This is a genomic window from Streptomyces sp. SID11385, from assembly GCF_010548245.1.
GTDB lineage: Bacteria > Actinomycetota > Actinomycetes > Streptomycetales > Streptomycetaceae > Streptomyces.
In genome coordinates this window covers 1-698 of sequence record NZ_JAAGLR010000609.1, presented here as the reverse complement: position 1 = coordinate 698, position 698 = coordinate 1, and the positions used below count along the sequence as shown (strand labels likewise).

The 698-nt window shown below is 77.5% G+C and carries 1 pseudogene; it reads left to right on the top strand.

The window, feature by feature from the left end:
• Positions 1-543: pseudogene (locus G3I42_RS18605) on the top strand (type VII secretion integral membrane protein EccD); the annotation flags it as partial.
• Between the last annotated feature and the right edge of the window lie 155 nt (positions 544-698).

Here is a 698-nt window from a genome sequence, read left to right as displayed (position 1 = left end):
GGGATGCTGCCGCGGCTCGCGCTCATGGCCTCGGGGCTCACCGCGCTCGACGACCGGCGCGCGGCCGGGGCCTCGGTGAGCCGGCACCGGGTGGGCACGGCGCTCGCCGCGACGCACCGGGGGCTGAGCCTCGCCACCTGCGTCCTCGCGGTCTCGACCGCGGGGGCGGGGATCGTACTGCTGCGCGAGGTCTCGGTGTGGACGGTGTCGCTCGCGGCGGCGACCGCGCTCGCCCTCGCGCTGCGCGCCCGCGCCTTCCCGCTCGCCGCGCAGGTCGCCGTGCTCCTCGCCGGGTCCGCCGCCGTCGTCCTCGCGCTGCTCCTCAGCTGGCGCGAACACGCGCATGCGCAAGGGGCGTTGGCGGTGCTCGTGGTGCTCGCCGCGGCGTGCCTCGCGGTGCTGTTCGTGGAGCCCGCCGAGCACGTACGGGTGCGGCTGCGGCAGGCGGGTGACAGCCTGGAGTCCCTGGCGGTCGTGGCGCTGCTGCCCCTGCTCCTGGGAGAGTTCGGGGTGTACGCGCGGCTGCTGGACACTTTCTCGTAAGCGGCGGGTACGGAGCGGGGGACGGGATGACGGCGCCGAGCGACTGGCAGCGGGACCTGATACGGGAGGTGGGGGCGGCGGAAGCCGGAGGGGAGCCCTCGCGGCCCGGCGACACCCCCGCGCGCCCGGCCTCCCCGGCCCGTGCCCCCGACCCC